The 23,965-nt window shown below is 57.3% G+C and carries 20 protein-coding genes and 2 pseudogenes (1 of these 22 running past the window's edge); 9 read left to right on the top strand and 13 right to left on the bottom strand.

What is annotated here, in order from left to right:
* Positions 1-4: 4 nt before the first annotated feature.
* The 4 genes and pseudogenes from ACPW74_RS17980 to ACPW74_RS17965 form a co-directional block, all read right to left on the bottom strand.
* Positions 5-166: pseudogene (locus ACPW74_RS17980) on the bottom strand (winged helix-turn-helix domain-containing protein); the annotation flags it as partial.
* A 21-nt stretch (positions 167-187) separates the two neighbouring features.
* Positions 188-763: pseudogene (locus tag ACPW74_RS17975) on the bottom strand (IS630-like element ISAhy2 family transposase); the annotation flags it as partial.
* A 246-nt stretch (positions 764-1,009) separates the two neighbouring features.
* Positions 1,010-1,270: a hypothetical protein gene (locus ACPW74_RS17970; protein WP_081250417.1), complete on the bottom strand. Its 261-nt coding sequence runs from the start codon at positions 1,268-1,270 to the stop codon at positions 1,010-1,012.
* 151 nt (positions 1,271-1,421) lie between these two features.
* Positions 1,422-3,047, bottom strand: coding sequence for a hypothetical protein (locus ACPW74_RS17965; protein ID WP_425858420.1), 1,626 nt, complete (start codon positions 3,045-3,047; stop codon positions 1,422-1,424).
* On the opposite strand from ACPW74_RS17965, the gene ACPW74_RS17960 reads away from it, so the two are divergent.
* Entirely contained in the window at positions 3,039-4,292 is a 1,254-nt protein-coding gene (locus tag ACPW74_RS17960; RefSeq protein WP_425858419.1) for an IS256 family transposase, read from the top strand. The genes ACPW74_RS17965 and ACPW74_RS17960 overlap by 9 nt on opposite strands.
* A gap of 543 nt (positions 4,293-4,835) precedes the next feature.
* On the opposite strand, the gene ACPW74_RS17955 is transcribed toward ACPW74_RS17960, so the two are convergent.
* Complete coding sequence (locus tag ACPW74_RS17955; RefSeq protein ID WP_425859234.1) at positions 4,836-5,546, bottom strand: hypothetical protein; 711 nt, start codon at positions 5,544-5,546, stop codon at positions 4,836-4,838.
* A 53-nt stretch (positions 5,547-5,599) separates the two neighbouring features.
* Between ACPW74_RS17955 and ACPW74_RS17950 the strand changes: the two genes are divergently transcribed.
* The gene (locus ACPW74_RS17950; RefSeq protein WP_041211574.1) at positions 5,600-6,580 is read left to right on the top strand and encodes an IS5-like element IS5 family transposase; all 981 of its coding nucleotides are present in this window, start codon (positions 5,600-5,602) and stop codon (positions 6,578-6,580) included.
* A gap of 108 nt (positions 6,581-6,688) precedes the next feature.
* Here ACPW74_RS17950 and ACPW74_RS17945 read toward each other — a convergent pair whose 3' ends face one another.
* From ACPW74_RS17945 to ACPW74_RS17935, 3 genes are all read right to left on the bottom strand, one after another.
* The gene (locus ACPW74_RS17945) at positions 6,689-7,525 is read right to left on the bottom strand and encodes a hypothetical protein (RefSeq protein WP_425858418.1); all 837 of its coding nucleotides are present in this window, start codon (positions 7,523-7,525) and stop codon (positions 6,689-6,691) included.
* 58 nt (positions 7,526-7,583) lie between these two features.
* The gene (locus ACPW74_RS17940; RefSeq protein WP_010635909.1) at positions 7,584-8,831 is read right to left on the bottom strand and encodes a tyrosine-type recombinase/integrase; all 1,248 of its coding nucleotides are present in this window, start codon (positions 8,829-8,831) and stop codon (positions 7,584-7,586) included.
* A gap of 159 nt (positions 8,832-8,990) precedes the next feature.
* A complete protein-coding gene (locus tag ACPW74_RS17935) occupies positions 8,991-9,560 on the bottom strand; it encodes a single-stranded DNA-binding protein (protein ID WP_104452170.1) in 570 nt (189 codons plus the stop codon).
* A 517-nt stretch (positions 9,561-10,077) separates the two neighbouring features.
* Between ACPW74_RS17935 and ACPW74_RS17930 the strand changes: the two genes are divergently transcribed.
* A complete protein-coding gene (locus ACPW74_RS17930; RefSeq protein WP_010674213.1) occupies positions 10,078-10,716 on the top strand; it encodes a LuxR C-terminal-related transcriptional regulator in 639 nt (212 codons plus the stop codon).
* A 92-nt stretch (positions 10,717-10,808) separates the two neighbouring features.
* Positions 10,809-13,637: an excinuclease ABC subunit UvrA gene (gene uvrA, locus ACPW74_RS17925; protein ID WP_425858417.1), complete on the top strand. Its 2,829-nt coding sequence runs from the start codon at positions 10,809-10,811 to the stop codon at positions 13,635-13,637.
* 116 nt (positions 13,638-13,753) lie between these two features.
* Here uvrA and ACPW74_RS17920 read toward each other — a convergent pair whose 3' ends face one another.
* On the bottom strand, positions 13,754-13,879 hold the full coding sequence (locus ACPW74_RS17920) for a hypothetical protein (RefSeq protein WP_010674215.1): 126 nt from the start codon (positions 13,877-13,879) through the stop codon (positions 13,754-13,756).
* Positions 13,880-14,204: 325 nt separating this feature from the next.
* Between ACPW74_RS17920 and ACPW74_RS17915 the strand changes: the two genes are divergently transcribed.
* The 3 genes from ACPW74_RS17915 to ACPW74_RS17905 all read left to right on the top strand — a co-directional run bounded on the left by ACPW74_RS17915 (position 14,205) and on the right by ACPW74_RS17905 (position 18,465).
* The gene (locus ACPW74_RS17915) at positions 14,205-14,816 is read left to right on the top strand and encodes an OmpW family outer membrane protein (RefSeq protein ID WP_104454894.1); all 612 of its coding nucleotides are present in this window, start codon (positions 14,205-14,207) and stop codon (positions 14,814-14,816) included.
* Positions 14,817-15,013: 197 nt separating this feature from the next.
* Complete coding sequence (locus ACPW74_RS17910; protein WP_039040116.1) at positions 15,014-16,993, top strand: methyl-accepting chemotaxis protein; 1,980 nt, start codon at positions 15,014-15,016, stop codon at positions 16,991-16,993.
* A gap of 8 nt (positions 16,994-17,001) precedes the next feature.
* Positions 17,002-18,465, top strand: coding sequence for an extracellular solute-binding protein (locus tag ACPW74_RS17905; protein WP_279982040.1), 1,464 nt, complete (start codon positions 17,002-17,004; stop codon positions 18,463-18,465).
* Between the two features lie 60 nt (positions 18,466-18,525).
* Here the strand turns inward: ACPW74_RS17905 and ACPW74_RS17900 are convergent, their stop codons facing one another.
* Positions 18,526-19,317 carry a GNAT family N-acetyltransferase gene (locus ACPW74_RS17900; RefSeq protein ID WP_279982039.1) on the bottom strand — a complete coding sequence of 264 codons (792 nt, stop codon included), beginning with the start codon at positions 19,315-19,317 and terminating at the stop codon, positions 18,526-18,528.
* Positions 19,318-19,644: 327 nt separating this feature from the next.
* Between ACPW74_RS17900 and metF the strand changes: the two genes are divergently transcribed.
* A complete protein-coding gene (metF, locus tag ACPW74_RS17895) occupies positions 19,645-20,541 on the top strand; it encodes a methylenetetrahydrofolate reductase (protein WP_010674220.1) in 897 nt (298 codons plus the stop codon).
* Positions 20,542-20,604: 63 nt separating this feature from the next.
* Here metF and ACPW74_RS17890 read toward each other — a convergent pair whose 3' ends face one another.
* Positions 20,605-21,669, bottom strand: coding sequence for a DUF3103 family protein (locus tag ACPW74_RS17890; RefSeq protein ID WP_201891118.1), 1,065 nt, complete (start codon positions 21,667-21,669; stop codon positions 20,605-20,607).
* 147 nt (positions 21,670-21,816) lie between these two features.
* Positions 21,817-22,968: a benzoate/H(+) symporter BenE family transporter gene (locus ACPW74_RS17885; protein WP_234929225.1), complete on the bottom strand. Its 1,152-nt coding sequence runs from the start codon at positions 22,966-22,968 to the stop codon at positions 21,817-21,819.
* 113 nt (positions 22,969-23,081) lie between these two features.
* Here ACPW74_RS17885 and ACPW74_RS17880 point away from each other — a divergent pair, with 113 nt between their 5' ends.
* Positions 23,082-23,654 carry a helix-turn-helix domain-containing protein gene (locus ACPW74_RS17880; protein ID WP_042015843.1) on the top strand — a complete coding sequence of 191 codons (573 nt, stop codon included), beginning with the start codon at positions 23,082-23,084 and terminating at the stop codon, positions 23,652-23,654.
* On the opposite strand, the gene ACPW74_RS17875 is transcribed toward ACPW74_RS17880, so the two are convergent.
* A protein-coding gene (locus ACPW74_RS17875; protein ID WP_113069092.1) for an NnrS family protein crosses the window boundary here: on the bottom strand, positions 23,655-23,965 show its final stretch. Its footprint extends 886 nt past the window's final position; only the last 311 of its 1,197 coding nucleotides appear in the window; the start codon falls outside the window, past its right edge; its stop codon occupies positions 23,655-23,657.

The following is a 23,965-nucleotide window of genomic DNA, read 5'->3' as shown; positions in this document are numbered from 1 at the left end:
ACGGTTACTCGATATTCGCCATTTTTTCCTGATAGGCTGGGTCTTTTATCCGCAAGGTCGGCACGGGCCTGCGCCAGACAATGCCCATACGAGGTAACCATCGGCGGAGCGTGGAGGCTGCCACATTGAGCCCTGTTAACCGATTGATTTTTATAGCCAATAGTTCAGTACACCAACGGCTGCGCACTCCTAATTTGGGATTGAGGTCTATATCGACTTCATCCTCATAAAACACCGGATTATCGGCATCACAGCGGGCCAGCGCGGCGTCGATATTCGCCATTTTTTCCTGATAGGCTGGGTCTTTTATCCGCAAGGTCGGCACGGGCCTTCGCCAGACAATGCCCATACGCGGTAACCATCGGCGGAGCGTGGAGGCTGCCACATTGAGCCCTGTTAATCGATTGATTTTTATAGCCAATAGTTCAGTACACCAACGGCTGCGCTGATAACCAAAATCTTGCGGAGAAAACTGCATGAGCAGCACCAGTAAGGTGACAATCTTGGCGATAGGTAAGACTGGGGCACGGCCAGCCGGTAAGGCTTCTAGCGCATCTATGCCTTCATCTCGATACCACCGAAGCCAACGACCGATGGTCGAGCGCGCAGCGCCGGTAAGGTGATGAACATCGGTGATCGTGCGTCCTTCATGTAACAGCAAGATGGCCATCAAGCGACGAGCATGTCCTTTATCACGGGTGGCATGGATGATTTTGTGAATGCGGCGCCGTTGTGGTCGTGGCAGAGGTGGTAGGATAGGCATCAACTCAGTCCTTTGGGTGTGGCTTGTTTTGTTTAGCGACTAACCAGATCGCACAAACTGGACTGAGTTCCCTTCCTCCGGTGATCTACTATTCGGAACAGCTATTTAGCACCTTCATTCGAAAAGTATCACAATTCAATATGGGCAACCGCACGCATGCTCAGTTTTTGTTCACCCCATTGATATCAGTCAGTATGTCTTTTTCCAGCTAGTTGCTATTCATCGCCGCCCCGTCACCATACTATGTTATCGCCTCTCACCGTCAGAACGCTCACGGTCAATAGTTGTCAACGGTGCATTGAGTTGATGTTCTTTCATCCCATGCTTGTATGCATTGTATTGCCAGATCACAAACTGCTGTTTGTATCTCCGGTTCTCCTCTTTAAGCTCCTCGATTTCACTTTCAAGATTCACAATCCTTGCAGCTGCGATGTTCAAACTAGCTGGACGCGGATTTTTGGGGCCACGGCCTTTAAGCGCCTCTTTCTTTGTTTGATAGGCAGTCACTATTGCCTCATGCGCATTAAGGGACTGTCTTGACGGCAACTTTCCGACCAATGGCTCTGCCGCCTCACAGATTGCCGACCAGGAGAGTTTTGGTTCCTGCCATCCTCGAATTAGATTCACGATGGCATGAATGTCTCTATTGTCTAGATGCTTAGCCAAGGCCTCCCCCTAACAAGGTTTTCAAATCATCTAACATCACAGCTTCTTCGCTTTCTTTGCCTTTTTTCTCAATGGCCTCAATAGACTTTTTTTCAGCAACACGGCGAAGCTGGCTGAAATCATTGCCACGGAGCTTAATCTGGGCACCATTTTCAATGTCTGGATTCTCTAAAATAGCTACTAGCTCCCGAAGCCGGGTGACGGTTTTCTTGTGGTACTGATACCAGCGATCAGCACCCATCTCGCCGCTTTCAACTGCCGCATCAGCGAGAAAAAACAGTCGCTCCGACTTCTCCAGACGTTTCTTAATTCGATCCAACTTTTCTGTATCATCGCCTTTGATACAAACTTGCTCAGTACAATTGACGCAATCTCGGAACTTCTCGCAGGGACTCATGGTGTAATCATGCACACAGTAGCCATACTCCGTCACATGGACTGCGGCATGCTCTAATGTATTGAACTCCTGCATAGTCACGGGCAGATGCTTTGCCACCTCGCCAACAGGCCCAAATAGCGCTTTTGTGGGGTCTAGGCGTTCGGCCATGCCAACCAGTTCGTATTCGGTCATGTGGTTGTAGGTTCGATTTTGTTTCACATCAGCCCGCCCTGACCACTTGGCAATTTCCAGGTTTGACAGTCCACCACGCTGGGCAATGGTGTTGAGCAGGTGTCGAGCCTGATGCGAGGTCAATTTGACCCGTTCTCCGTTTTCAGTACGGTAACCATGGCGATCAAAGATACTGGCATGTTTTCCATCCAGAGCCTCACGAGGAGCCAGATCATGGTTGAAGAAGTTATTGGTTGGCTTATGTAATTCAACCGGAAGGCATCCCCGATATCCGTGGAACTGATTTGCATTCAGTGCAAACAAGGCGTCGCTGTACCTAATCCCCCTCTCTTTATCAAACCACGGGAAGCCTTCTGGCAAACGCGCCATAGTGTGTTGCCACAGGCTATTTAGCGTATGCACACCATTTTTTGGGGCTAACCCTCGACTATAAAGAGAGGTATGGCATTGCTTTCTGGATTCACAGACAAGGCCGAGTGCCATACAGGCCTGCTCCATAGTCAACAGCTCATCATCAGCGACATCAGGGCAGTTAGCATGGCGGTAAAATTTATCCGGGTGTTTCTCTATCCCCTTGGCCAGTTGTCGGGCATTTTCAGATAGCATTTTAGCTCTGGCGACGGCGGTTTTAGCGACGCCGACCATCACGGTTGGAATCCATTTGATGTCGCCTTCATAGCCTTTCCCCGCAAAAAAACGCCAGCCGTAGCGTTCTATCCCTTCACGATCCGTTTCAAATACCTCGCAATCCGCAGGCAGTGCTAACACCTCCGAAATGCGTGACGGTGCTGACATCAGCATGGCAAATACCGATGTTGTGAATATGTCTCGCTCATGAATTGGGTCGTTGGCAAAAATTTCTGCCAACGCATTGAGGGCAATATCACTTGGAAGTTTCTTTTCCCTATTTTTCTTCGCCTCTCTACCTGTTTTATTCTTGTGAGTTATGGTGATTTCTGGTGTACGGAGGGATAGAAGGAGTGGCGTATCCTGCTGATTGATTCCTGCAAGAATCTCAATCAACAGAGCGGATACGCCATGAAACATTCTACCCTCACTGTCCAGCCACAACCAGAAGGCAAGCCCGGCGACATGCTCACCGAGCTGCTACGCGCCGGAGCCAGGGACCTGATTGCACACGCTGTGGAGGCGGAGCTCGCCATCATGCTTGAGCAGCATCGAGAGTTGCGACTCCCTGATGGCCGCCAGGCGGTAGTGCGCAACGGGTATCTGCCCCAGCGGACTATCCAAACCGGCATCGGAGACGTTGAAATCAAAGTGCCCAAGGTACGCGACCGCAGCGGCTCCGGTATCAACTTCACCAGCACCCTGCTGCCGCCCTATCTCAAGCGCTCCCGCAGTATCGAGGAGCTGTTGCCGTGGCTCTACCTCAAGGGGATATCCAGTGGGGACTATCAGGAGGCCCTCTGTGCGCTGCTCGGCGACCAGGCCAAGGGGCTGTCAGCCAACACCGTCTGCCGGCTCAAGCAAGGTTGGATTGATGAGCACCAGCGGTGGCGACAACGAGACCTGACCAAGTCTCGCTATGTCTACTGGTGGGCCGACGGGATATACAGCAACGTGCGCATGGATGACCGGCTCTGTTTGCTGGTCATCATCGGGGTGACCGAGCACGGGCGCAAGGAGCTGGTTGCGGTGGAGGATGGTCACCGGGAGTCAGAGACAAGCTGGACGGAGGTGCTGATGGGACTGCGAGGCAGAGGGCTCACCCTCAGTCCCAAGCTGGCCATCGGGGATGGGGCACTGGGCTTTTGGAAGGCGCTGGCCAAGTGCTACCCGGACACAGCCCATCAGCGCTGCTGGGTTCACAAGACAGCGAATGTCTTGTCGGTGCTGCCCAAGTCGGTACAGCCCAAGGTCAAGGAGGCGCTGCATGATATCTGGATGGCCGAGACGAGAGAGGATGCTCACAAGGCGTTTGATCGCACCCTGACCCGTTTTGAAGCGAAGTATCCAGGGGCCATGGATAAACTGGTTAAAGACCGGGATGAACTGCTGGCGTTCTATGATTTTCCGGCGGAGCACTGGGTCAGTATCCGGACGACTAACCCGATAGAGTCAACGTTTTCGACGGTCCGGTTACGCACCAAGCGAGCGAGAAACTGTGGTTCACGGGAGACCACGCTGGCGATGGTTTATAAGCTGCTGGAGTCGGCCCAAAAGAACTGGAAGCGGCTCAAGGGATTTGCGCTGCTGACGTTGGTGGTAAACAACGTGAAGTTCAAGGACGGAATACAGATGCAGGAAGAGTCAGACAGGAACGCCGCCTGACTCCATACACCACATTTGACAATAACTCTATTCTTGTCGTCAGCACGCTTAATTGGATTGACCCAATTGTGCACTGCACTTGATACAAGCTGGTGTTCGACTACAAACTTAGCCAGCCGCTCAATCTCTCGACCGCATTGATATGCTGAGCCATCTGAGTAGTGCTGCCTTGCTAATTCAGCGGCTTCATCAAGCACGGAAATCGACAGGCCCTCAATATTTGCGCTCCCAGTTACTTGAAGCAATGCAGCCTCAACCGCTCGGAGCGCCTTACTTTCATTCTTTGTCCCCGTGAGACGATGCCCCTGCTGGTAACGGAAATAGGCTTTGGCGAAATCAATGAACGCTGGGTCTTGTACCTCTTGAGGTTTAGGTTTGCGAGTAGTGATGCCCAACTTGGAAAACACAGTTATGTTTGGCCAAACAGGATCTTCCCACTTGAGGTCAGAACCAAATACGGTCAGTTGATGTCGGCACTTGGCTATGAATGCTTCAAGATTATCTGTTGCTGTCAGCGTAGCCTTTGGCTTGAACTGGAAAGTCTCAGCCATTGGTAATTAATCCCTGTTGGCTAAGCTCTTCACGACGAGAAGCACAACGCATGATCACGTCTGCCACCGCGATGATGCTACGATCAAGCACAGCAGCAATCTGGATGTCGCCAGTTATCTCTTTCACCCGTTCACGCTCATTAAGCAAGCCCTGATAGACATCTTTATGTGGGCCATCCAGCCATGGCTGAAAATGCATGCAAGTGTAGCAAGGAATCGGGACATTCGCGCCACAAAAGCCATGTTCGCCACAAGTACCAACACCCTGACCCATCTCGGTCCGAATACGGCTGGTAGGATCGTTCCCTCGCTGAGCATCCCTCTCTGAATCGACAAGTACCCCGACAAATGCCTGAGCGTATGGCGCCAATTGAAGCCCAATCGCCTCATCCAGCTTTTTCACATGCTCGGGGATATTTTTGACGTAAACACCTGCGTTTTGAGTATCGGAATGGTCAAGCAGTTCCGCTATTACCAACTCGCCAAAACCCTCACGGGCAGCCCGTGTGCCCGTGGTATAACGAAAACGGCGAGCATTGATATTCAATAGATCACCAGTACGTTCTGACCGGATATCTGATTCTTCTACGATTAAGTGGAATGTTTTAGTTATCACTGAAGCGGCGATATGGAGTTTGTCAGTGGCAATCAGTTGGCGGAATTCATAAGGGGATTGGATGGTCGCTAGGGAAGGTGCGAACAAGTCCCTGATATGAGATCATGTTTGTCATCTGGAGCCATGGAGCAGGGTTCATCATGAGTCATCAACTTACCTTCGCCGACAGTGAATTCAGCAGTAAGCACCGTCAGACCAGAAAAGAGATTTTCTTGTCCCGCATGGAGCAGATCCTGCCATGGCAAAACATGGTGGAAGTCATCGAGCCGTTTTATCCCAAGGCTGGTAATGGCCGGCGACCTTATCCGCTGGAAACCATGCTACGCATTCACTGCATGCAGCATTGGTACAACCTGAGCGATGGCGCGATGGAAGATGCTCTGTACGAAATCGCCTCCATGCGTCTGTTTGCCCGGTTATCCCTGGATAGCGCCTTGCCGGACCGCACCACCATCATGAATTTCCGCCACCTGCTGGAGCAGCATCAACTGGCCCGCCAATTGTTCAAGACCATCAATCGCTGGCTGGCCGAAGCAGGCGTCATGATGACTCAAGGCACCTTGGTCGATGCCACCATCATTGAGGCACCCAGCTCGACCAAGAACAAAGAGCAGCAACGCGATCCGCAGATGCATCAGACCAAGAAAGGCAATCAGTGGCACTTTGGCATGAAGGCCCACATTGGTGTCGATGCCAAGAGTGGCCTGACCCACAGCCTAGTCACCACCGCGGCCAACGAGCATGACCTCAATCAGCTGGGTAATCTGCTGCATGGAGAGGAGCAATTTGTCTCAGCCGATGCCGGCTACCAAGGGGCGCCACAGCGCGAGGAGCTGGCCGAGGTGGATGTGGACTGGCTGATCGCCGAGCGCCCCGGCAAGGTAAGAACCTTGAAACAGCATCCACGCAAGAACAAAACGGCCATCAACATCGAATACATGAAAGCCAGCATCCGGGCCAAGGTGGAGCACCCATTTCGCATCATCAAGCGACAGTTCGGCTTCGTGAAAGCCAGATACAAGGGGTTGCTGAAAAACGATAACCAACTGGCGATGTTATTCACGCTGGCCAACCTGTTTCGGGCGGACCAAATGATACGTCAGTGGGAGAGATCTCACTAAAAACTGGGGATAACGCCTTAAATGGCGAAGAAACGGTCTAAATAGGCTGATTCAAGGCATTTACGGGAGAAATAATCGGCTCAAACATGAAGAAATGAAATGACTGAGTCAGCCGAGAAGAATTTCCCCGCTTATTCGCACCTTCCCTAGCACATCAAGATCAGGAAACAGAGGGATCTGCTGCCGGTCAGCTTCCTGCAATTCAATCCCGAGACGATTCTCAACCAGAGCAACAGCATTCTTTGCCTGAGCACTCAGGACTGCCCATAGTTCGAGAGTCATCGCATAGGGCTTGAAGCGTTCGCGAAAAAAGCTATTACGTTGCTTGGCTCGCGGCACATTCAATACATAGAAGGGTTCACCCTTTTCATTTTCTCCGCAGAGAATATCAACCACGCGCAGCTGCGAGATCTGGATTGAGCGACGCCCCGTATGACTGACGCTAAGAGCCATAGCCAACTGAGCAATGGTAATTAAGCTCTTTTCATAAGCTCGTACAACCGCCTCGTTGAACGCTTGAAGTTCATTATCCGTCAACGGCCCCTCTAGAGGATCCAATCGCTTAACCGCATCCCCCTTACGCACCCCTTTTAGCCTCCATCCATCAAGTAAACACACCACGTTCTTGCTAACACCGGAATAACCCAGCTTGTGCCACTGTCGCAGGAAGGTGCGAACAACACCTAACCGATATTCATGAGCCGCATCCAAAGAAGACCTGTATCCAATCAACATGACATCGTCAATACGAGTAGCTTTAGTTGCACGAATCATTGCTAAGAAACACCAGAAACTACTATGTACGTGAGCAGCAGACATGTTCCTTGCATAAAATGACAGTGTATAAAGAGCCCCCTTCAGAGACTCTGGTTCCAGAAGTCCATGTAGCACTCCAACCGGAATAGAGGTGTTTTTATCTAGCCGCCATTTTTGATCATGCAGCATAAAATAGTATCCGTTCGCCCTTGCCGAGATTCGCTCGGGATCTAATGCTGGTAAGATGCTATTCGTCATCATTCTTCAAGTCCTCAGGCAAGCGAGTACCGTTAGCTTTTTGTAATGCCAAAGCGGCCTCAAACCCTTTTTGCTGAATGAAACGCTTGTTGTAAGTCGCTGCGGTTCCTGAGCCCGCCCTCCAACCCATTAAGTACGAGCGGACTTGCTCTTGGCGTTCCTCGCTGACTTGCTCATCCATGGCATCCATTCGCTCTGAAAACTTGCGATTCCATGTGTGACGGAGCGAGTGCCCTGTTGCTGCATACAATTGCGGCGAAACGGCCCTGACCACGGTAAATATTTTGTGATACCCCCCCTTGGAGATAGGGTTTCCCACAGTTGGCCCACGCTTGTAAGTCACGAACAGGTAGTCATTTTTCTTCGCATTTCGGACATTACGACGATCTTGGGTGATATAACGATGCAGTTCTTGAACTAAGGATTCAGCCAACGGTAATAGCCGCTCTCTAGTTTTAGCATTAGGCTCATTGGTTCTCGAATCCGCTCGTTCATCTGCTCGCCTCACGACACGGATCCTGTTCGTGCTAAAATCGATATCCTGTATTCTGATGTTTAACAATTCACCACCTCGAATACCAAGATAAAACAGAAGCAAGATCATCAGTCGATTGCGACGCTGGACATCTATTGAGAAAGGGTTTGACTCTGATCCAGGCTGGATGAGTTCAAATAGTGCATCCAATTGAACATCACTCAATGACCTGTCTTGCAAATCACTGTTTCTGCCCTTTTTAGACGGTCGCCGCATCTTTGTCTGCTCCGCCATGGCATTGATCTGTTCAACAACTTCCAATTCTGGCGTCTTTAAGATATGCATCGCATACCAGCGTAAGTAGTTGGCAAAGGTTGTCAGCCGAGAATGCTGTGTCCCGTTATCAACGGTATTGATCGTTGCATCTTCCAACCAAGGTTTAGAGGGCACCATCAATGGCTTCTTTCCTTGCTTGCACTGAGCAAAATCGCGCAGATCGTCCAGCTCATGTGGCTTAAAGAAGTCTTTGTTCAAAAACCGCTGCTCAAGGTTAATGCCTCGACGATCTACAAAGCGTAACAACAAGACTAGGTTGTTAGCAGCAGCTAGCGTTGTTGAGAAAGCATTGCCTCTATTGCGGATTTGGGTTGTTAAAAACAAAGTTGGGTAATACATGGGAAGGCCAGTAGCACGATCCACCACCATGCAGTAGCGCTCGCCACTATCCATGACAAATGTTGTAACTCTGTAGTTCTTTTCCATGCGCCCACAACCCATAAACATTACATAATTACAAGGTACACTACATGTTAAACATCACCAATTGATACAAGACACTTTCTCCCGGCGTTAGAAACAAAAAACCCCTGCTTTAACAGGGGCCTATGCGTCAATTCTTTACATTTTGTTCTAAGGTCAATCTCAGAACGGAATATCGTCGTCGAAATCCATCGGCGGTTCGTTGTAGACCGGCGGGGCGGATTGCGGCTGCTGGGCCGGACGGCCGTAACCGCCTTGCGGTTGCATGTTCTGCTGCGGGGCAGCAGGACGTTGCATGTTCTGTTGCGGTGCAGACTGTTGCGGCTGGCCCCAGTTGCCCTGGGATGACTGGCCGCCCATGCCCTGGCCACCGCCCTGCGGACGGCCACCCAGCATCTGCATCACACCGGTGAAGCTGTCGACCAGCACCTCGGTGGTGTAGCGCTCCTGGCCGCTCTGATCCTGCCATTTGCGGGTCTGGAGCTTGCCTTCCACATAGACCTGGGAGCCCTTCTTCAGGTACTCGCCGGCCACTTCGGCCAGCTTGCCCATGAAGACGACACGGTGCCATTCGGTGCGCTCTTTCTGCTCACCGGTCTGCTTGTCGCGCCAGGTATCGGAGGTGGCCAGGGTGATGTTAGTCACGGCACCGCCGCTCGGCATGTAGCGCACTTCCGGGTCTTGCCCCAGGTTACCGATCAGAATGACTTTGTTGATGCCTCGACTGGCCATAATCTCTCTTCCACCCTTATGTATACCGGCCAGGCCAGATGCCTGGGCCCATTCAATAATGCGTTTGTTTGCAACGAGATGCGCGCCCTGGCTGGGTGTCATCTCTCTTCAGTGTCCTGGCTGCGCCGGAGCTTGCCGGCAGAGGCGTCATGGATCGGCCGCAGCGTTTGGCCGCCATAGTACCAGTTGGCGGGCATGAGCGCACATCTTCCCTGCCACTGTGGCGTCAATGGATCGCCACAGCCTGAGTAACTTACCCGAGGTAAGGTGTCACCAGCAAGGGGAGGCGGCTGGGGCAGGCTGCGTGAAGAGGGCGGAGCTGTTATGGTGCGCACCGGCACTACTTGACCCCCCAAATGGGGGGGGCGTGCTAGCCAATTGTATTGGCTGGAAAATTGCTGGGCTTCAAAGGAGCCACCGATGCGTCTAATACTTTTTTAATGCTGCAGCCAGGAGGGGGATTGGTACTCTTCCTTGCCAAAAAGCCCCGACTCGAATGTGCAAGGAAGTTCTCTTGATGACGCCCGACTCCCTCCTGGTGCTGATCACCGAAAATAACGCACAAGCCTCCCGTTTCCAGCGTCACCTCAGTGAAGAGCTTGGTCTGCCCATCTTGCTGGTGGGGGAGCTGAATGACCTGCCAGACGTTGCAGAGGGCGCCCCCAAAACCTTGCTGCTGATCGATCTGGACTACCTCAAGTCGACCCAGCAGGAGCTGTGGAGCAATGCCATCTGCCAGCGCTTTGGCGAGGCCAGTGCCGTGTTGCTCAATGCCCCGACCAGCACCAACAAAGAGCTGCTGCTGATGTGGCCCCATACCAGCGGGCTCTTCTTTCGTCAGGACACGCTGGACAGGTTGGTCTTCGGCATCCGCAAGGTGTTGCAGGGGGAGTACTGGATCCCGCGCCACCTGCTGTGCGACCTGGTGGACTACTACCGCAAGGGGAGCGGGCAACCTCAGCGTCAGCAGACGCTGCTGACCGCCCGCGAGCAGGAGATCGTGCGTCACCTGATGACGGGGGCCTCCAACACCGAGATCGCCGACAGCCTGTTCGTGAGCGAACACACCGTCAAATCCCATCTCTACAACGTCTTCAAGAAGCTGAACGTCAAGAACCGGTTGCAGGCGGTGAGCTGGGCCAAGGAGTATCTCTGAGGAAGGGGCACGGAAGGAAAGACTGTCTATTCATCCAGTAGTCTCTATGCCATACTGGCTCGCTCTGGTTCCCGTATCGAGCGCGCAACAAGATGGAAAAAATCGTGATCCGGGGTGCCCGCACCCACAACCTCAAGAACATCAACCTGATCCTGCCACGTGACAAGCTGATCGTGGTGACCGGCCTGTCCGGTTCGGGCAAATCCTCCCTGGCGTTCGATACCCTCTATGCCGAGGGGCAGCGCCGCTATGTGGAATCGCTTTCCGCCTATGCCCGCCAGTTCCTCTCCCTGATGGAGAAGCCGGGCGTGGACCACATCGAGGGGCTGTCGCCTGCCATCTCCATCGAGCAGAAGTCCACCTCCCACAACCCGCGCTCGACCGTCGGCACCATCACCGAGATTTACGACTACCTGCGGCTGCTGTTCGCCCGGGTCGGCGAGCCACGCTGCCCGACCCACGCCATTCCGCTCGCGGCCCAGACCATCAGCCAGATGGTGGATCAGGTGCTGGCCCAGCCCGAAGGCGCCAAGCTGATGCTGCTGGCCCCCGTGGTGCGCAACCGCAAGGGGGAGCACACCAAGCTGCTGGAGAACCTGGCGGCCCAGGGTTACATCCGCGCCCGCATCGACGGCGAGGTATGCGATCTGTCGGATCCTCCCGCGCTGGAGCTGCACAAGAAGCACACCATCGAGGTGGTGGTGGATCGCTTCAAGGTGCGCGATGACCTGGCCCTGCGCCTGGCCGAATCGTTCGAAACGGCGCTGACTCTCTCCGGCGGCATCGTGCTGGTGGTGCCGATGGACGGGGAGGATGGGGTTGCCCCCATGACCTTCTCCGCCAACTTCGCCTGCCCCGAGTGCGGTTACTCCATGTCGGAGCTGGAGCCCCGGATCTTCTCCTTCAACAACCCGGCGGGGGCCTGCCCCACCTGTGACGGTCTCGGGGTGCAGCAGTATTTCGATCCCGCCAAGCTCATCCATGATCCCGGCCAGAGCCTGGCCGGCGGCGCCATCCGTGGTTGGGACAAGCGCAGCTTCTACTACTTCCAGATGCTCAAATCCCTGGCCGATCACTACAAGTTCGACCTGGAGACCCCCTGGGAGGATCTGCCGCTCAAGACCCAGGAGGTGATCCTGCGCGGCTCCGGGCGCACCGAGATCGAGTTCCGCTACATGAATGACCGCGGCGACGTGGTGGTGCGCAAGCACCCGTTCGAGGGGATTCTGCACAACATGGAGCGCCGTTACCGGGAGACCGAATCCAACGCGGTGCGGGAAGAGCTGGCCAAATACATCGCCAACAAGTCCTGTACCAGTTGCGGTGGCAGCCGACTGCGGGAAGAAGCCCGCCACGTTTTCGTGGACAATCGCAACCTGCCCGCCATCGCCGAGCAGTCCATCGGCGATGCCCTGGCCTTCTTCGAAGGGTTGAACCTGTCCGGTCAGCGTGCCCAGATAGCGGACAAGATCCTCAAGGAGATCGTCGAGCGGCTCGGCTTCCTGGTGAACGTCGGCCTCAACTATCTGAGCCTGTCGCGCAGTGCAGAGACCCTCTCCGGTGGCGAGGCGCAGCGGATCCGGCTGGCCAGCCAGATCGGGGCTGGCCTGGTGGGGGTCATGTACGTACTGGACGAGCCCTCCATCGGTCTGCATCAGCGGGACAACGAGCGGCTGCTCAAGACCCTGACCCACCTGCGTGATCTCGGCAACACCGTGATCGTGGTGGAGCACGATGAGGATGCCATTCGCCTCGCCGACCATGTGCTCGACATCGGCCCGGGGGCTGGCGTGCACGGCGGGGCCATCGTCGCCCAGGGGACGCCGGAGGAGATCATTGCGAACCCCGAATCCCTGACCGGTGACTACCTCTCCGGGCGCAAGCAGATCGCCATCCCGGCCGAGCGCACCCCGCTCACCGGCAAGTGGCTGAAATTGAAAGGGGCTAGCGGCAACAACCTGCGCAACGTCAACTTGGATCTGCCCATCGGAGTGATGACCTGCGTCACCGGCGTCTCCGGTTCCGGCAAGTCGACCCTGATCAACGACACCCTGTTCCGCATCGCCCACCGCGAGCTGAACAAGGCCACCGAGTCCACCCCGGCTCCCTATCGCAGCGTCGAGGGGCTGGAGCATCTGGACAAGGTGGTGGATATCGACCAGAGCCCCATCGGCCGCACCCCGCGCTCCAACCCGGCCACCTACACCGGCCTGTTCACCCCGATCCGCGAGCTGCTCTCCGGCACCCAGGAGGCGCGTTCCCGTGGCTACCAGCCGGGCCGCTTCTCCTTCAACGTGAAGGGGGGACGCTGCGAGGCGTGCCAGGGGGACGGGGTCATCAAGGTGGAGATGCACTTCCTGCCGGACGTCTACGTGCCGTGCGACGTCTGCAAGGGCAAGCGCTACAACCGCGAGACCCTGGAGGTGAAGTACAAGGGCAAGAACATCCACGAAATCCTCGAGATGACGGTGGAAGATGCCCGTGCCTTCTTCGATCCGGTGCCGGCGGTGGCGCGCAAGCTGCAGACCCTGATGGACGTGGGCCTCTCCTACATCCGGCTCGGTCAGTCCGCCACCACGCTCTCTGGCGGCGAGGCGCAGCGGGTCAAGCTGGCGCGGGAGCTCTCCAAGCGGGACACCGGCCAGACCCTCTACATCCTGGACGAACCGACAACGGGGCTGCACTTCCACGATATCCAGCAGTTGCTCAAGGTACTGCACCAGCTGCGGGATCGGGGCAACACCATCGTCATCATCGAGCACAATCTGGACGTCATCAAAACCGCGGACTGGATCGTTGATCTGGGCCCGGAAGGGGGCGCTGGTGGTGGCCGTATTCTGGTGACGGGTACGCCTGAGGAGATGAGCCGTTGCAAGGAGTCCCACACGGCGCGCTTCCTCGCTCCTCTACTGGAGAAATAAGCGTCACTCGAGAAAAAGGGGCCAAGGCCCCTTTTTTGTTGGCCGATGGGCGAGGTGCGCCGGTCTGGCGCCCGGCCAGGGATGAGAGGGAGAAAAGAGGGACTCGTCCGGCAGACTCAGTGTGTCAGCATCAGGAAGGCGAGGGCGAACAGGAAACCCAGCAGAATGAAGAGGAAGGAACCTATCCCCCAGATGGCGGCAAGAATGCCGAGAATTTTGTCTTTGCGTGTCTGTGGTTTCATAGAATTCAAATTACAGCGTGGTTACATCGCATTAATAAAATACGCCCCGGGGCATAATTAAACAACAATTGAAAGGTGATATGAAGATGTTTAAGGTGTATTTAATTTGTATTTTACATTTCATGATGATGCGGTAATTTAAGGCATCATCATGTATTTGAATGACTTTTTATTTTCATCTGCGGTTTGATTGTCCAATCAAAGCTGCTGTGTACATCTATCTATTCCTTGATAACTATTGAGCTAAATCAATAACCGGCCATTCACATCCTTTTATAGTTTTCGGGCTTGCAACATAGAAAGAAAACAAAAAAGGAATAATGTGATGAAAAATATCCTTCCTCTGTTAATCGCAGCCGCTTTTGCTTCCCCCGTCGCCATGGCACATCAGGCCGGTGACATCCTGGTCCGTGGTGGCCTGGCGTTCGTCTCTCCCCAGACCAGCAGTGACAACGTGCTGGGGACGGGCGAGCTGGAGATCGACAGCAACATGCAGCTTGGCCTGACCCTCTCCTACATGTTGACGGACAACTGGGGTGTCGAGCTGCTGGCCGCGACCCCCTTCTCCCACTCGGTGTCGACTGCCGGCCTGGGTGAGGTCGCCAAGGTCAAACACCTGCCGCCGACCCTGATGGCGCAGTACTACTTCGGTGATGCCAACAGCAAGGTGCGCCCCTATGTGGGGGCCGGTATCAACTACACCACCTTCTTCGACGAGGAAGGGCGCGGTGCCCTGGCCGGGACGGATGTGAGCGTGGACTCCTCCTGGGGGATGGCGGGTCAGGTGGGCCTGGACATGGCGATCAATGACCGCTGGTTCGTCAACGCCTCCGCCTGGCTCATCGACATCGATACCGATGTGCATACCGCCGTGGGCACCATCAACACCTCCATCGATCCGGTGGCCTTCATGTTCGGCGTCGGCTACCGCTTCTGATGACAAACGTGGCCGGTGCTCGGCCATGACAACCAAGCATGTCTCTTTGGCCCGGCTCTGTTCGGGCCCTTTTCTGCCTGCCATGTCACGCCAACTGTGATCTGGCCCGCCATCGCGTCACGAACCGCTATTCCATTGCACCCCGCTGCCGATAACCTCGGCATTCACCCCTTTCCCCAACGAGTGAGGATGCCTCCATGGGTTTATCTATTGTGCAGCGGATCATCGCCGGCTTCGTGCTGATGCTGTTGTTGCTGGTTCTGCTCGGCTTCATCAGTATTCTGAAGATCCGGGGGATCAACGAGGGGCTCTCCCAGGTTTCTGATCGTGCCACCCCCCTGGTGATCGCAGTCGCCGGGCTCAAGGGGGCACTGCAGGACAGCAACCGCTGGGTGCTCACCTACAGAACCAGCGAGGAGGCGGCCCAGTTGCCGCAACTGGCCAGCCAGTTCAAGGCGCAGCAGGAGCGTTTCCTGGCCCAGAGCAAGGAGATGGCCCGGTTTGACGGGGTGGCCGAGGCGAGCGAGCGGTTCCGCCAGGTCGACGGGGCGACCCGCGAGTTCTACGGGTTGGCGGATCAGGTGCTGACCCAGCACGGCCAGTGGGTGGCCGCACTCGATCGGCGCCATGAACTGGAGCTGGCGTTCATCCGGCTGGAAGATACCTACCAGTGGGCCGCCGACCTGTTGTTGCAGCAGACCGCGAGCAAACGCTCCATGCGCAACAAGGCCGAACTCATCACCTCCGGCATTGCCCGGGATCTGAAAAACATCCGCCGGGCCGATGCCAAGACCGATCTCAATGAATTGGAGAAGGTGCTCGGCAAGGATATCGAGATGGCACGCAAACGGCTCGAACGGGTGCAGGTGCCCGATGACGTGAGGCAGCGTTTCATCGTCAACCTCGATCGGATGCAGGAGCTGGCCCTCGGCCCGAAAGGGCTGCTGGCGACCATGCGCAATGGCCAGCAATTGGCGGCCTCGCTGCAGTCCCTGAACCAGCAGCTCGACACCAGTCTGGTCAACAGCCTGGCGCTGCTGGACGAGATGGCCAAATCGGCGGGCAGCATTGCCAGCGCGAGCCGGGTCGGGGCGGATGACGCCGTCAGCAGCGCCAGCGCCTGGATCCTGATCGTGTCGGCCATCTCCGCAGCCGCCGCGCTCCTCATCGGTTACACCACAGCCCGCAGCATCCAGCGTCCGCTGCAACTCATCGATCGGGAGCTGGATCGCATGGCCACGGGTGACATGACCCGGCGCATCGACTACCAGAGCCGCTGCGAGTTTGGCAGCCTGACCCGCTCCATCAATACCCTGGCAGACAAGACTGGCGAGCTGCTCGCCCAGATCAATGCCGGCTCGCGCCATCTGGTGGACGAGGCGAGCCGCGCCGCCGAGATAAGCGAGCGGGCCATGTCACGGGTGCAGGATCAGAAGAGCCAGACCGATCAGGTGGCTGCCGCCATCACCGAGCTGGAGGTGAGTGCCACCGAGGTGGCGCGTTCCACCGATGGCACCAAGCGCGAGGTGGACCTGGCGGACGAAGAGGCCCGCGCCGGACGCAAACAGGTGGCGACTACGCGCCAGATCACCGAACAACTGGCGGGTGCCATGGAAGAGGCGGTCGGCATCACCCACAAGCTGGGGGAATTCAGCGACAACATCGGCAGCATCCTCGACGTGATCCGCAGCATCGCCGAGCAGACCAACCTGCTGGCGCTGAACGCGGCCATCGAGGCGGCCCGCGCGGGGGACGCCGGTCGCGGCTTCGCGGTGGTGGCGGACGAGGTGCGGGCACTGGCGAACCGGACCCAGACCTCGACCGAGGAGATCCAGGCCATGATCGAGAACCTGCAAAGTTCCAGCAAGCACGTGGTGGCCGTGATGGCACGCAGCCAGGAGCAGACCCAGGATTGCGTGGCCCAGACCCGAGTGATGGACGAGGCACTGCAATCCATTGCCGAGCGGATGAGTGCCATCAAGGCGATGGCGGATCAGGTGGCTCATGCCGCCCAGGAACAGATCTCCGTGAGTCAGGGGGTTGCCCGTCATGTCGCCGGCATTGCGGATGTGGCTTACGAGACCGAGCGGGAGGCGCGGGAATCGGCCAGCAGCAGTGAGGTGCTGGCGGATCTGGTCGCCAAGCAGCAGCAATTGATCGCCCATTTCAAGGTGTAGGAGGACTTATGGCTAACAAGTGGATCGGGGCCCTGAGTCTCCTGTTGTGTGGCCAGCTGATGGCCAGCGAGCTGGTGATAGAGAGCTGGCGCATTGATGACAAGGCCTTGTGGGAACAGAAGATCATTCCTGCTTTCGAGGCCGCCCACCCGGGTATTCAGGTGAAATTCAACGGGGTGCAGAACGTAGAGTACATGCCGACCCTCTGGGCCAGCCTCAAGGCGGGCAAGGCGGGGGATCTCATCACCTGCCGCCCGTTTGACGACTCCCTGGCCCTGTTCAAGGCGGGCCATCTGGTGGAGCTGAGCGAGATGGCGGGGATGGAGAACTTCCCGAGCTTTGCCCAATCCCCCTGGCAGACCGACAGTGGCGCCCAGACTTTCTGCGTACCCATGGCATCGGTGATTCACGGCTTCTTCTACAACAAGAAGATTTTCAGTGAGCTGGGGCTGACGGTTCCCCAGACCCGCGAGGCATTCTTCGCGGCCCTGGACAAGGTGAAGGCGGATGGTCGCTATGTTCCCCTCGCCGTGAGCGGCTCGGAGAGCTGGGTTGCCTCCGAGCTCGGTTTCCAGAACATAGGCCCCAACTACTGGAAGGGGGAGGATGGTCGATTGGCGCTGATCGGGGGCCAGGAGCGCTTCAACAACCCGCAATACGTCAAGGTGTTCGAGGAGCTGGCCCGCTGGCGTGACTACCTGGGGGAGGGGGGCGAGAGCCGCGACTACGCCACCACCAACGAGCTGTTCACCTCGGGCAAGGCTGCCTTCTATGCGGCGGGATCCTGGGAGATCGCCCCCTTCACCGGCAAGGTGGACTTCGGTGTCATGCGCCCGCCCGTGGCAAAGCAGGGGGATGGCTGTTTCTTCACCGATCACACCGACATCGGTATGGGGATGAATCCGGCCAGCAAGAACAAGGAGGCCGCCATGACCTTCCTGCAGTGGCTGACCACTCCCCAGTTTGCCGAGCTCTATACCAACTCGCTGCCCGGCTTCTTCTCGCTCTCCAACCACTTCTTTGAAGCCACCAATCCGGCGGCCAGAGAGATGATGGAGTGGCGGGATCAGTGCGATTCCACCATCCGGGTTGCCACCCAGATCCTCTCCCGCGGCACTCCCAAGCTCGGGGATGAACTGGCCGAGGTGAGCCAGCAGGTATTGCTGGGAACCGTGGCACCCAAGGCGGCGGCCGATCGCCTGGAACAGGGGTTGAAAGGGTGGTATGCCCCCCATCAGGGCAACCAGGGCAAGGGACAGGAGTGTCAGTGTGAGGTGAGCGTGCCTGCCGTCCCTGTGTCGGGTGCCATCGGGACCGAGCCTGCTGCACCTGTGGTGCCGGATGGACAAGCGCCTTCCGGAGCAAGCGCGACCCAGCCTCCGTCAGAACCGGTGTCCGGAGCCGTCGCTCCAGCGCCTCCTGCCGAAGTGGAGGAGGCGCTCGCCAGCGAACTGGAGGGGGCACAGCCCTGATGGTTCACCATGAAGAACGGGAGGCCTTGGCCTCCCGTTTTGCATCTGCGTGATGACCTGTCATTCCCGTGGCCAGCGGCACAGGCTGCCGATACGGGCCACCGGCACGAAACCCAGAGCGCGATAGACCCGCTGGGCGTGATAGTGCTCGTCTGCCACTATGATGAGCGAACTGGCCCGTGCCAGTCCCTGGCGTGCGACCTGGCTCAGCAACAGACGACAGAGCCCCCGGTTTCGCCACTCTGCGTGCGTGCGCACCAGTTGAAAGCGTCCCAGGGTGCCGGTGAAGAAGAGTCCGCAGCTGGCAACCAGTTGATCCTGGTGCCATAACCCCCACCACTGTCCGAGCCCGTCATCGATCATGGCCTGATAGAGCTGGCGGCGTGACAAGAGATAGGGAAGATAGCGCTCCTCCGAATGGGCGGGATCCCGCTCTGCCAGCTCGAAGGCGAGCCACTGATCCCAGTCCGCCGCGGTGAACGGGCGAGCCGGGGCCAGGTCGCTGCCGGTGGGGGCTTGCCACTCCATTGCACTCAGCGCCAGTACCACGCACTCCATGTATTGGTACCCCGCCGCCACGAACCCGGCGACCCGGCTGTTCTGGCCTGCGGCGAGGGGCCACTGGAAGGTGCGGTGGCGGATACGGGGATCCCAGCCAATCAGCCTGTCGAAACTGGCCTCGAGCCAGCCCTTGTCACGATCGCTTGGGGGGGTGGGCAGCAACAGGTAGTTGCCGAAGTAGTAGTCTGGAGAGCCCGGGGTGCGCACGGTCCAGAACGCATCATGATCCGTCACCTCGCCCTGATAGCGATCGAACAGCAGATCGGTGGCAAAACCGGGGTGATCTTCCATGATGGGGCTCCTGCAAACGCTTGAATTGCTTATCGGCAGGCGGGGAAAGAAGTTAAAAAAAGGCCGGGAAACCCGGCCAAACAATCACACGCAGATTCAGAACGTCCAGGACGATCCGCCCGCATCATAGCGTGCCTGACAGCATTTTGGGATGGGGTCGCTCATTACTTAGGTTGAATTGCAAAATAAAAAAATCGGCAATCCCCCTTGTCGCTGACAAATCGGTATTGACTTTGATCCGTTTTATCATAAAGATAGAAAGACGTTTAGACGTCCAAACATCCGTTTTGGCGTGAAGGAATGGGTTGCAGGACAGGGAGAGAGCAGATGGGATTTCACAGCGCGCGTCAGGTTGAGGCACTCAACCAGAGTTTGGCGGATCTGGGTGGCGACATATCGGTCAGTTTCGAGTTTTTCCCGCCCAACAGCGAAGGGATGGAGAACACCCTCTGGCAGTCCATCGAGCGCCTGCAGGTGCTGGAGCCCAAATTCGTCTCTGTGACCTATGGCGCCAACTCGGGCACCCGGGACCGCACTCACAAGGTGATCAAGGACATCAAGGAGCGCACCGGCCTCATCGCAGCCCCGCACCTGACCTGTATCGACGCCAGCCGTGACGAGCTGCGCACCATTGCCCGTGATTACTGGAACAGCGGCATTCGCCACATCGTGGCCCTGCGCGGAGACTTGCCCCCCGGCCTCGACAAGCCTGACATGTATGCCACCGACCTGGTTGCCCTGCTCAAATCCGAAGCCGATTTCGACATTTCGGTCGCCGCCTATCCGGAAGGCCACCCCGAGGCTCGCAGTGCGCAATCCGACCTGCTCAACCTCAAGCGCAAGATAGATGCCGGTGCCAACCGGGCCATTACCCAGTTCTTCTTCGATGTGGAGACCTATCTGCGTTTTCGGGATCGCTGCGCCGCCATCGGTATCGATGCGGAGATCGTGCCGGGGATACTGCCGGTCTCCAACTACCAGACCCTGGCCAAGTTTGCCGGTTTCACCAACGTGAAGATCCCGCGCTGGATGCACCAGCGTTTCGAAGGGCTGGAAAACGATCAGATGACGCGCAACATGGTGGGAGCCAGCATTGCCATCGACCAGGTGCGTGTGCTGAGTCAGGAAGGGGTGAAGGATTTCCACTTCTATACCCTGAACCGCTCAGAGCTGACCTACGCCATCTGTCACACACTGGGTGTGAGGCCGAAAGGTCAGGCCTGATCCGCGGCTCTGATACAGAAAAGCCAATGAGTCTTCTCATTGGCTTTTTGTTTTGGGCGACAGTCAGGGCCGGGTTGGCTGGATCTCCCTGGGCTCGAGATCGATGACTGCATTGCCGGCGGCACCGGGATACTGGTGATAGCTCTGGTCCTGCTCCAGGGTATAGAAGGTGTCGAGGTAGTCGTCGTTGTTGGTCATCCAGGAGTCCGGAAGTGCCTTGACGATACGACCGCCGAGGTCGAGGAAGGGCAGGGCCTCGGGTACGCCGCCCGCAGTGAAGCCGAGTTTGAGTGCGTCAATCAGGAGGGCACTCAGCTCCTTGTAATTGACGTTGTCATCCTGCTCCATCATGACCACGTCGACGGCTCCCCAGCGGTAGCGATCCCAATAGACCAGGATCTGGTTGGGGGTGTAGTCGGTGTTGTTGTAGTCGAGATAGGGCATGTCGACGATATCTACCACGGGCTCGTCCCTGGCAGGATTGACCCCGGCCACGACGGCATAGACCTCGGCGGCGCCCAGCAGCCAGGGCTCCTGATCATCGTTGAGCCTGATCTTCTTGAGAATGCTGGTCTTGAGGGGGGTGGTGTTGCTGGTGGCACGGGGCGTCACCTGCATGTCGGCGGCAGCCAGCGCCTTTCGCATCACCTTCAGGCCGGCATTCTTGGCTTTGACCGGATCGGCCTCCACCACCAGTACCGGCCGCGCCGGCGGCTGGTTCACATCGAGATAGATCGGGCTGCCGGCGCTGTCGAACGCCTCGATGGCGCTCCAGCTCTTTTCGTCACCACTTGGTATGTAGGCAACCAGTGGCTCAACCCCTTGTTGCAGTGCATCCGCCTGATCCGGATTGGCCAGCCGCAGTTGCATCAGTTCCCTGACCTCGCCATCCAGCCCTTGCCGACTGATGGCCGCCTGGTTGGCATCCCGAGCCTGGCGCTTCAGGCGCGGGCTGGCCTTTGGCAGCAGGTTGGGCAGTGGACTCTGGTATTCCTGATTGTTCAGGAGCGGCAGCAGGTTCTTCTGCTGCAGCGCGAGCTGGCGTGCCAGCTCCCGATCGGTGTCGGCAGCCTGGGTCGTGGTGGCGCCCAGCAGTGCCAGTAACAAAATGACAGCCTGATTCCTCATCTTCGTTCTCCAGTATTGAGTCTGACAACGGCGCTTGTCGGGAAGGATCTGCGCCGTTTTGTCACTAGAAAGGAATAAGGTTCATATGTGAACGCTCTTCTCAGGATTATGTGCTGCGTCTCACTGGAGTCTCCCCAGATGGTCAGGTCAGGCGCGGAGCCGGTTGACTTGATGCAATGTCACTCCGATCAGCAATCCCCAGCAGGCAGACCCTACCCCGAGCAGGGTGATCCCCGAGGCAGTCACGAGGAAAGTCAGTAGCGCGGCTTCCCGCTCCTCGTCCTGCTGCAAGGCGCTGTGCAAGCTGCTGCCTATGGTACCGAGCAGCGCCAGCCCGGCCACGCAGGTGACCAGCACCGCAGGGAATGCGCTGAACAGGGCAACCACGGTGGCACCGAAACAGCCTGTGAGCAGGTAGAAACATCCAGCCCACACGGCAGCAGGCCAGCGTCGAGTGGCATCGTGATCCACTTCCTTGCCCATGCAGATGGCGGCTGTGATGGCGGCCAGGTTGAAGGCGTAACCGCCGAACGGGGCCAGCAGCAAGCCGGTCAGGCCGGTCCAGGTGATCAGGGAAGAGGTGGCGGGTTGATAGCCATGGGCACGCAGGATGGCAATGCCCGGCATGTTTTGCGAGGTCATGGTAACGAGAAAGAGCGGGAGTGCGATGGCGAGCAGGGCGTCGATGGAAAAGGCTGGCGAGATCCAGACCGGGGTGGAAAGTTGCCAGTGAACCTCGTTGAGTTGCAGCTCGCCCCTCAGGGTGCAGAGCAGCATGCCGGCCGCCAGGACCAGCACCATGGTGTAGCGGGGCCAGAGGTGGCGACCCAGCAAGAAAGCCAGTAGCAAGGTGCCAAGCAGCAGAGGATCTTGCGGTGCCACCTTGAAGAGATCCAGCCCGAACCTGAGCAAGACTCCGGCCAGCATGGCGGCCGCCAGTGGGGCGGGAATGTGACGCATCAGCCTGTCGAACCAGCCGCTGATACCGCAGAGGGTGATCAGCAGTGAAGAGATGATGAAGGCGCCGATGGCCTCCGCCAGACTGAAGTTCCCCAGGCTGGTGATGAGCAGGGCTGCACCCGGGGTGGACCAGGCCGTCAAGACAGGCACCCGGTAATAGAGGGAGAGGCCGATGCAGCTGACCCCCATGCCGATACCCAGTGTCCATAACCAGGAAGAGACCTGGGCTGCATCGGCACCGGCGGCCGTGGCGGCCTGGATGATCAAGACGACAGAACTCGTGTAACCCACCAATACGGCGATGAGTCCCGCGACCATGTGGGGGAGGGCTAGGGGCATGGGAAACTTCCTTGTGGATGCTGATAGCTTGTGCGTTATTGCGTACAATGTGGTTTGGACTATAACGCTGTGCGTTATGGCGCACAATATGGCTCGAAGAAATCGGAGAACAGATGCAGGAGATGAGTCGCTATCTGGCCCAGCGATTGAAAGGGCTGCGCACTGAAAGAGGATGGAGCCTGGATATGGCCGCCCGTGAAACGGGGGTGAGCAAGGCCATGCTGGGACAGATCGAGCGAGGTGAATCCAGTCCGACGGTGGCAACATTGTGGAAGATTGCCACCGGTTTTCGGGTCTCTTTCTCCAGTTTCATTGAGCCGACACCAGCGGCACAGGGAGAGACGGTATACCGTATTGCCGATGATATTCGACAGCAGCCGGCGGGAGAGGGGATGCAGGTTGCCCCGCTTTTCCCCTATGAGGCCCGCTTTGGTTTCGAGTTGTTCGAACTGACCCTGCTACCTGGCTACCAGCGGGAGTCCGAACCCCATGAACCCGGAGTGACCGAACATGTCATCGTCATCAGCGGTGTGATGGAGGTGCTGGTGGACGGGGCATGGCGTTCCCTCGATCAGGGTGAGGCCGTCCGGTTTGCAGCGGACCGTCCCCATGGCTATCGCAATCTTGGGGTCGCTCCCGCCATCTTCCACAATCTGATCCACTATCCGGCCATGGCCACGCGATGACTAGCCGGGGCGGCCATCCGCCCTGGGACTGGTCAGTATGGGGGTATAAACCCAGATGAACAGACCGTAGGCGGCAACCCAGCTCCATCCGCTGAGGTTCCATCCCGTGAGGGTGAGATTTGGCCAAAAGAGGGGGAGCAAGACCCGCAACAGCGCGGACAGGATCACCAGTGCAAATGCCGCCGTTATCCTGCGTCCTATCTGCAGGGCTCTGCCACTGTGTCCGAGGGATACACGGGCTATCATCCCGAGGATCATGGCCCCCATGCTGCCCGCGCTGAACAGATGGCTTGCCAGTGACAAGGCAATCG

The organism is Aeromonas sp. INTO2 (genome assembly GCF_049860605.1).
GTDB classification, from domain to species: domain Bacteria; phylum Pseudomonadota; class Gammaproteobacteria; order Enterobacterales; family Aeromonadaceae; genus Aeromonas; species Aeromonas caviae.
This window is presented reverse-complemented; position numbering and strand designations above follow the sequence as displayed.

Bases quoted from the DNA above. Each gene is read 5' to 3' on its own strand.
- ACPW74_RS17940 (WP_010635909.1), bottom strand. From the start codon at position 8,831: ATGGAAAAGAACTACAGAGTTACAACATTTGTCATGGATAGTGGCGAG.
- ACPW74_RS17950 (WP_041211574.1), top strand. From the start codon at position 5,600: ATGAGTCATCAACTTACCTTCGCCGACAGTGAATTCAGCAGTAAGCAC.
- ACPW74_RS17915 (WP_104454894.1), top strand. From the start codon at position 14,205: ATGAAAAATATCCTTCCTCTGTTAATCGCAGCCGCTTTTGCTTCCCCC.
- ACPW74_RS17905 (WP_279982040.1), top strand. From the start codon at position 17,002: ATGGCTAACAAGTGGATCGGGGCCCTGAGTCTCCTGTTGTGTGGCCAG.
- ACPW74_RS17945 (WP_425858418.1), bottom strand. From the start codon at position 7,525: ATGCTGCATGATCAAAAATGGCGGCTAGATAAAAACACCTCTATTCCG.
- ACPW74_RS17930 (WP_010674213.1), top strand. From the start codon at position 10,078: ATGACGCCCGACTCCCTCCTGGTGCTGATCACCGAAAATAACGCACAA.
- ACPW74_RS17935 (WP_104452170.1), bottom strand. From the start codon at position 9,560: ATGGCCAGTCGAGGCATCAACAAAGTCATTCTGATCGGTAACCTGGGG.
- ACPW74_RS17890 (WP_201891118.1), bottom strand. From the start codon at position 21,669: ATGAGGAATCAGGCTGTCATTTTGTTACTGGCACTGCTGGGCGCCACC.
- metF (WP_010674220.1), top strand. From the start codon at position 19,645: ATGGGATTTCACAGCGCGCGTCAGGTTGAGGCACTCAACCAGAGTTTG.
- ACPW74_RS17920 (WP_010674215.1), bottom strand. From the start codon at position 13,879: ATGAAACCACAGACACGCAAAGACAAAATTCTCGGCATTCTTGCCGCC.
- uvrA (WP_425858417.1), top strand. From the start codon at position 10,809: ATGGAAAAAATCGTGATCCGGGGTGCCCGCACCCACAACCTCAAGAAC.
- ACPW74_RS17880 (WP_042015843.1), top strand. From the start codon at position 23,082: ATGCAGGAGATGAGTCGCTATCTGGCCCAGCGATTGAAAGGGCTGCGC.
- ACPW74_RS17965 (WP_425858420.1), bottom strand. From the start codon at position 3,047: ATGTTTCATGGCGTATCCGCTCTGTTGATTGAGATTCTTGCAGGAATC.
- ACPW74_RS17910 (WP_039040116.1), top strand. From the start codon at position 15,014: ATGGGTTTATCTATTGTGCAGCGGATCATCGCCGGCTTCGTGCTGATG.
- ACPW74_RS17885 (WP_234929225.1), bottom strand. From the start codon at position 22,968: ATGCCCCTAGCCCTCCCCCACATGGTCGCGGGACTCATCGCCGTATTG.
- ACPW74_RS17960 (WP_425858419.1), top strand. From the start codon at position 3,039: ATGAAACATTCTACCCTCACTGTCCAGCCACAACCAGAAGGCAAGCCC.
- ACPW74_RS17900 (WP_279982039.1), bottom strand. From the start codon at position 19,317: ATGGAAGATCACCCCGGTTTTGCCACCGATCTGCTGTTCGATCGCTAT.